Source organism: Roseateles sp. P5_E11 (assembly GCF_054049355.1).
Genome location: NZ_JBFUMO010000471.1, coordinates 1 through 4,594 on the forward strand (window position 1 = coordinate 1; position 4,594 = coordinate 4,594).

General features: G+C 66.1%; 5 protein-coding genes. 2 read left to right on the plus strand and 3 right to left on the minus strand.

The window, feature by feature from the left end:
- From ACXJKR_RS24815 to ACXJKR_RS24825, 3 genes are all read right to left on the minus strand, one after another.
- The coding region (locus tag ACXJKR_RS24815; RefSeq protein ID WP_457325082.1) for a hypothetical protein at positions 1 to 736 on the minus strand (736 nt) is incomplete at its 3' end.
- The gene (locus tag ACXJKR_RS24820; protein WP_457325084.1) at positions 733 to 2,085 is read right to left on the minus strand and encodes a class I SAM-dependent methyltransferase; all 1,353 of its coding nucleotides are present in this window, start codon (positions 2,083 to 2,085) and stop codon (positions 733 to 735) included. The genes ACXJKR_RS24815 and ACXJKR_RS24820, both read right to left, overlap by 4 nt.
- Complete coding sequence (locus ACXJKR_RS24825; RefSeq protein ID WP_457325085.1) at positions 2,082 to 2,285, minus strand: hypothetical protein; 204 nt, start codon at positions 2,283 to 2,285, stop codon at positions 2,082 to 2,084. The genes ACXJKR_RS24820 and ACXJKR_RS24825 overlap by 4 nt, the downstream gene beginning before the upstream one ends.
- 247 nt (positions 2,286 to 2,532) lie before the next feature.
- On the opposite strand from ACXJKR_RS24825, the gene ACXJKR_RS24830 reads away from it, so the two are divergent.
- Together ACXJKR_RS24830 and ACXJKR_RS24835 are read left to right on the plus strand one after the other, a co-directional pair.
- Complete coding sequence (locus ACXJKR_RS24830; protein WP_457325086.1) at positions 2,533 to 3,804, plus strand: flippase; 1,272 nt, start codon at positions 2,533 to 2,535, stop codon at positions 3,802 to 3,804.
- Positions 3,801 to 4,594, plus strand: a 794-nt coding sequence (locus ACXJKR_RS24835; protein WP_457325087.1) for a glycosyltransferase, incomplete at its 3' end; no start/stop codon positions are given. The genes ACXJKR_RS24830 and ACXJKR_RS24835, both read left to right, overlap by 4 nt.

Consider the following 4,594-nt stretch of genomic DNA (forward strand, 5'->3'; position numbering starts at 1 on the left):
GGAGATAGCCAGGACCACCGGATCGGATCGGCCCCAGGCGCCGCCCCAGCAGCATGGACGGTATGGCGCTCAGCGTGTCCGAGCCGGCCGGCACGGCCTGTTCGGCGAACAGGCTGCGGGCGAGCAGTGCTTGCATCTCGGGGCGGTCAAAAAGATGCGTGCCTTGAGAGATTTCCAGGTCCCACTCGTCGAGGATGAGCACCACGACGCGATGCTTGGGCGTTGCAGCGGCGGTCGGCACGGATGCTGCCGCGCCTGGGGAAATCAAGGCCAGCAGATAGCCCGCCATGCCCGGCTGCAGTGCGAAGGACACGGTGAGTGCTAGGCAGCAGGCTTGGGCCAGGCGCCATTGAGATTCCGGCCTGAGCCGCCAAGCGGCCAATGCTGCCAGCAGCAGCATGCCGAGTAGCAGGCCGAGCTTGAGCCCGAAACCCAGCGCCAACGATGCCGCCAGCGATCGCCGCAGGACTTGGAACATGGCCACGAAGACCAGGCTCAGCAGCACGGTACGCGCGAGCCGGGCCACGCGCGTGTCGCGGCCATGGTCAAGACMGGCCCCCGCCAAGGCCATGCCGGCGATGCCCGCCAGCAGGGCCCAGCCCTGCTCCAGGAAGACCGCGGGCCGAAAGGCCAGGTAGAGGGAGTGCTGGCTCTGCAGGATGACGCCGCTGAGCGCGATCGCGATCAGCGCACACCCGCTGATCCATGCGTAGCGCCAGGCGCTGCCGATGCTCATCGGCGCTTCAACTGCAGCAGCTGCCGATGCGGCGACAGCGTCGTCTGCTTTTCCGACACGAACCAGGGCTCCGCTGCGGCCAGGAAACCCGTCAGTGACCAGTCCGTGTAGAGCGACATGTTGGGGCCGGCAATCTCGATGAACCGAGGGTCATCGCGGGAGACGAATTCAATGAGTAGCGTGCCTGTGCACCAGCCCGCCAGGGTCTCGAACAGCTGAGCCAGTGGCAGTCGCTCCGTGACGATGAGGTGATGTACGACGGCCAGCATCAATATCAAATCAAAGCGACGTTCGAAGCGCTGTGACAGGCCGCGCGACTCGCCGAGACGCCAACCCGTGGGCGGCGTCTCCCGTGCGATGTTGGCATGCAGGCAAAGCACGTTGGGCGCTGGTGCGCGCCGATAGAGCTCGTCGAGGGCGTCCAGATCCTCGTCGAGAGCAACGACTTCGTCGCAATGGGGTGCCAGCAGCTCGGCAAACTCACCGTTGTTGGCGCCGATGTCGAGTGCCCGACCGTGACGGCGGCCGCCGGCAACTGCCTGCACGGCTGCGCGCTTGGCAGCCAGCTCGGCCTCCGCATAGTGGTCCCGGTTGCCGGTGTAGGCGCTCCAGGCGCCATGGCGTTCGCGGGGCACGGCCAGGCGGTTGATGAGGGCCTCGAGGCTGCCCAGCAGCCAGGGCGTGCCGTCGCGCACTGGCGCCCGCTGCGGCCTGACGTCCGGTCTGGCTGCAGCGCCGATGCGACGCCGCTCCAGCCGGGCAGGTAGCCGAACATGCAGCCACATCGCGAGTCCCAGATGGCGATGCCATCGCACGAACGGCGCGACCTCTGAAGCACGTAGGCCGTCTCGCCGGGCCAGGAAGATATCGCGGGGGTGTCGGCCCTGCTCGCGAATAGCGAGGAGCGGCAGCACGAAATGGCGCACGAACTGGCCGTAGGCCGCCCATCCGGGCGGGTCATCGGCGCGACGGGGCTGCAGCGACAGCAGATCGCACAGCCTCGGCGTCGAACGGTCAAAGAGTATGTTGTGGGCGGAGGCGTCCTTCAAGGTCCATCCTTGGGCCCAGGCCATGCTCTGCACGCGCAGCGTGAGCCGGGCTGCGTCGGCCAGCATGGCCGGCGTCCATTCGAACGGATAAGTGGGCAGCTCGACCCGGGCGTGCTCAAGCCGGCTGGCATCGAGCTGGCGGCCAGGAATAAGCAGACCTGTCTCGGTCAGCCGAGCGTAGAGGGGGCTCGCAAGCAGGGCTTCCAGTTCTGGCTGTGCACCAGCTGCAATGTGGCGCACGATGCGCTCGCCGTCATCCTCCAGCCAGCCAGCCGGGTCACGAAAACTGCGCAGCGTCACTGCGAATCTCGTTTCCAGCGCCGCTTGATGGCCTTCCAGATTTCCTTGGGATTGCGCAGGTAATAGACCAGGCCCACGGCGGCGGCGATGAGGCCCTGCACCAGCAGATGGGCCGAGCCGCCGTCGATATAGGCCTGGGCCGGCGCCAGCGTGGCGCCGAGCAGCAGCAGGACGAGGACGAGGAAACGGGTGGGATGCATGGTCTGTTTTGCGTCGAGCGCGCGTACTTGTGAAGTCGCCACCGGACTGCATATCTCGACGGCCCGACAAACAACATTCCGAATCTGAAATTATCGCCCAGGCGACGTCCGGTCCATTGTGAAGCGMCAACGAGGCGCAGCACACGGCGTGTCAGGTACACCAGGTGCACGTAGGCGGGCTCCCGCGACGTGACGACTACACTGCGCGGCCTCAAAACGTTGTCCTGGCCTGTTACCGCCTTCGCTGATGAAGCTCGCCCGTGCGTCCTTGCTCAACCTGCTGGGTCTGGGCGCGCCGATGTTGGTCGCACTGGCGCTGATCCCGGGCTTGCTCGGTGCCCTTGGCGCGCAACGCTTTGGCCTGTTGGCATTGATCTGGGCTGTGGCGAACTATTTCGGGCTCTTCGATCTCGGGCTGTCTCGCGTGCTGACGCAGCGCGTGGCGCGGCTGCATGCCGAGGACCGGTTCACCGAAGCGGGCGCCCAAGCCACAACGGCTTTGGTGTTGCTCGCGCTGATGGGCTTGATGGCAGGGGCGTTTCTGCACGCGCTCGCGCCAACGATGGTCGGCTTGATCGCCGGCGTGCCCGATCCCGTCGAGGCGATCGGTGCGTTGCGCTGGCTGGCCTGGGCCTTGCCATGCTTCCTGCTGACCGCAGGGCTGCGCGGGTTGCTGGAGGCAGGTCAAGCCTTTGGCGTCCTGAACCTGATCCGGCTGCCGCTGGGCGTATGGACCTTCCTGGGCCCTTGGTGGGCGGCGACGTTTTGGTCCGCTGATCTGGTCCTGATCACGCAGGTTTTGGTGCTGGGTCGTGTGCTGGGCTGCCTCGCTCACTTCATAGGCGCATGGTGGGCATTGCCGGCTTTGCGCGGGCAGCTTCGATGGGACGCGGGCCAGTTGCGGCCGCTGATGGCTGCGGGCGGGTGGCTCACGCTGGGCGCGGTGATCAATCCGATCACGGCGTATGTGGATCGCTTCATGGTGGCGACGTTGCTGTCCGCTGCCGCGGTGAGCCACTACGTGACGCCGCAGGAGTTGGTGACCAAGCTGGCGATTCTTCCGGGCGCTGTTTCGGCGGCACTCTTGCCGCGTTTTGCGGCGCGTGCACCTGGTGACGAGCCTGACTGGCGCCTGTACGACCACAGTTTGGCTGCGTTGCTGCTGGCGTTGCTGCCGGTAACGGCAGGGCTCGCATGGGGCGCGCATCCGCTGCTTTCTGCGTGGCTCGGCAAGGCCTTCGCAGCTGAAAGCGTGCCCGTTCTGCAAATCTTGTGCGTCGGCGTGCTGGTTAACGGGCTGGCCTATGTTCCGCTGACGTGGTTGCATGCCGCGGGCGCATTCCGTGCGCCGACCCTGGTGCAACTGGMGGCGCTAAGCGCCTTCGTCATGATGCTGCTGTTGCTGTGTCCGCGATTCGGGCTGGTCGGCGCTGCCTGGGCCTGGACGTTGCGCATGGCTGGCGACGCAGCGGCGCTGTTCTGGATTTGCCATCGGCAGCGCAAGGAAGGGGTGCGATGAATACAGCCGCCGCGCTCCCATGGGTCAGCATCGTCACGCCGGCGCACAACCAAGGCAAGTACCTGCGTGCGACCATGGAGAGCGTGCTGGCGCAGGACTACCCTGCGCTGGAGTACCTGGTCGTCGATGACGGGTCTTCGGACGACAGCCTTGCCGTTGCACAAGCGGTCGCGGCTGAACACCCAGGCCGCGTGACCGTACTCACTCAGCCCAACGCGGGCCAGGCAGCGACATTGAATCGGGCCTGGGCGATGTGCCGTGGGGAGATTCTCGGGTATCTGAGTTCAGACGACCTTCTGCTGCCGGGCGCAATCAGCACGATGGTCGCTGCACTTCAGGCTKGTGCCGGTGCCTCTGTCGCCTATTGCGACAATTGGCTCATCGATGCCGCCGGGTGCAGATTGCGGGCCGCGGTGGCTCCGGAGTTCGACAAGCGGGAAATGTTGGAAGAACTGATCTGCCCGCCAGGCGTGGGGGCGTTGTTCCGGCGCCAGGTATTTGATGCGACCGGTGGGTGGGACATCGGTCGCCGGCAGGTGCCGGATTTCGAGTTCTGGTTGCGCGCCGTTGAGTACGGCGACTTCCTGCATGTGCCCCAGCGTCTGGCGGAGTACCGCATTCACGAGGGCTCGGCCTCGTTCAAGGTGATGCCAGTCGCGCGCGCGGAGGAGATTCTCTGCATGGTGAAGGCGCACTGGTTTGTGCGCCCCACCGCGTCGTCTTCGCTGGTCAGGCGGTCGGTAGCCCGCGCGTATTGCCTGGCGGGTAAGAATCACGCGCAGTCCGGGCG

What these genes read in the sequence shown, in the direction of transcription:
- ACXJKR_RS24825 (WP_457325085.1), bottom strand. Translation starts at nt 2,285, where the DNA reads ATGCATCCCACCCGTTTCCTCGTCCTCGTCCTGCTGCTGCTCGGCGCC.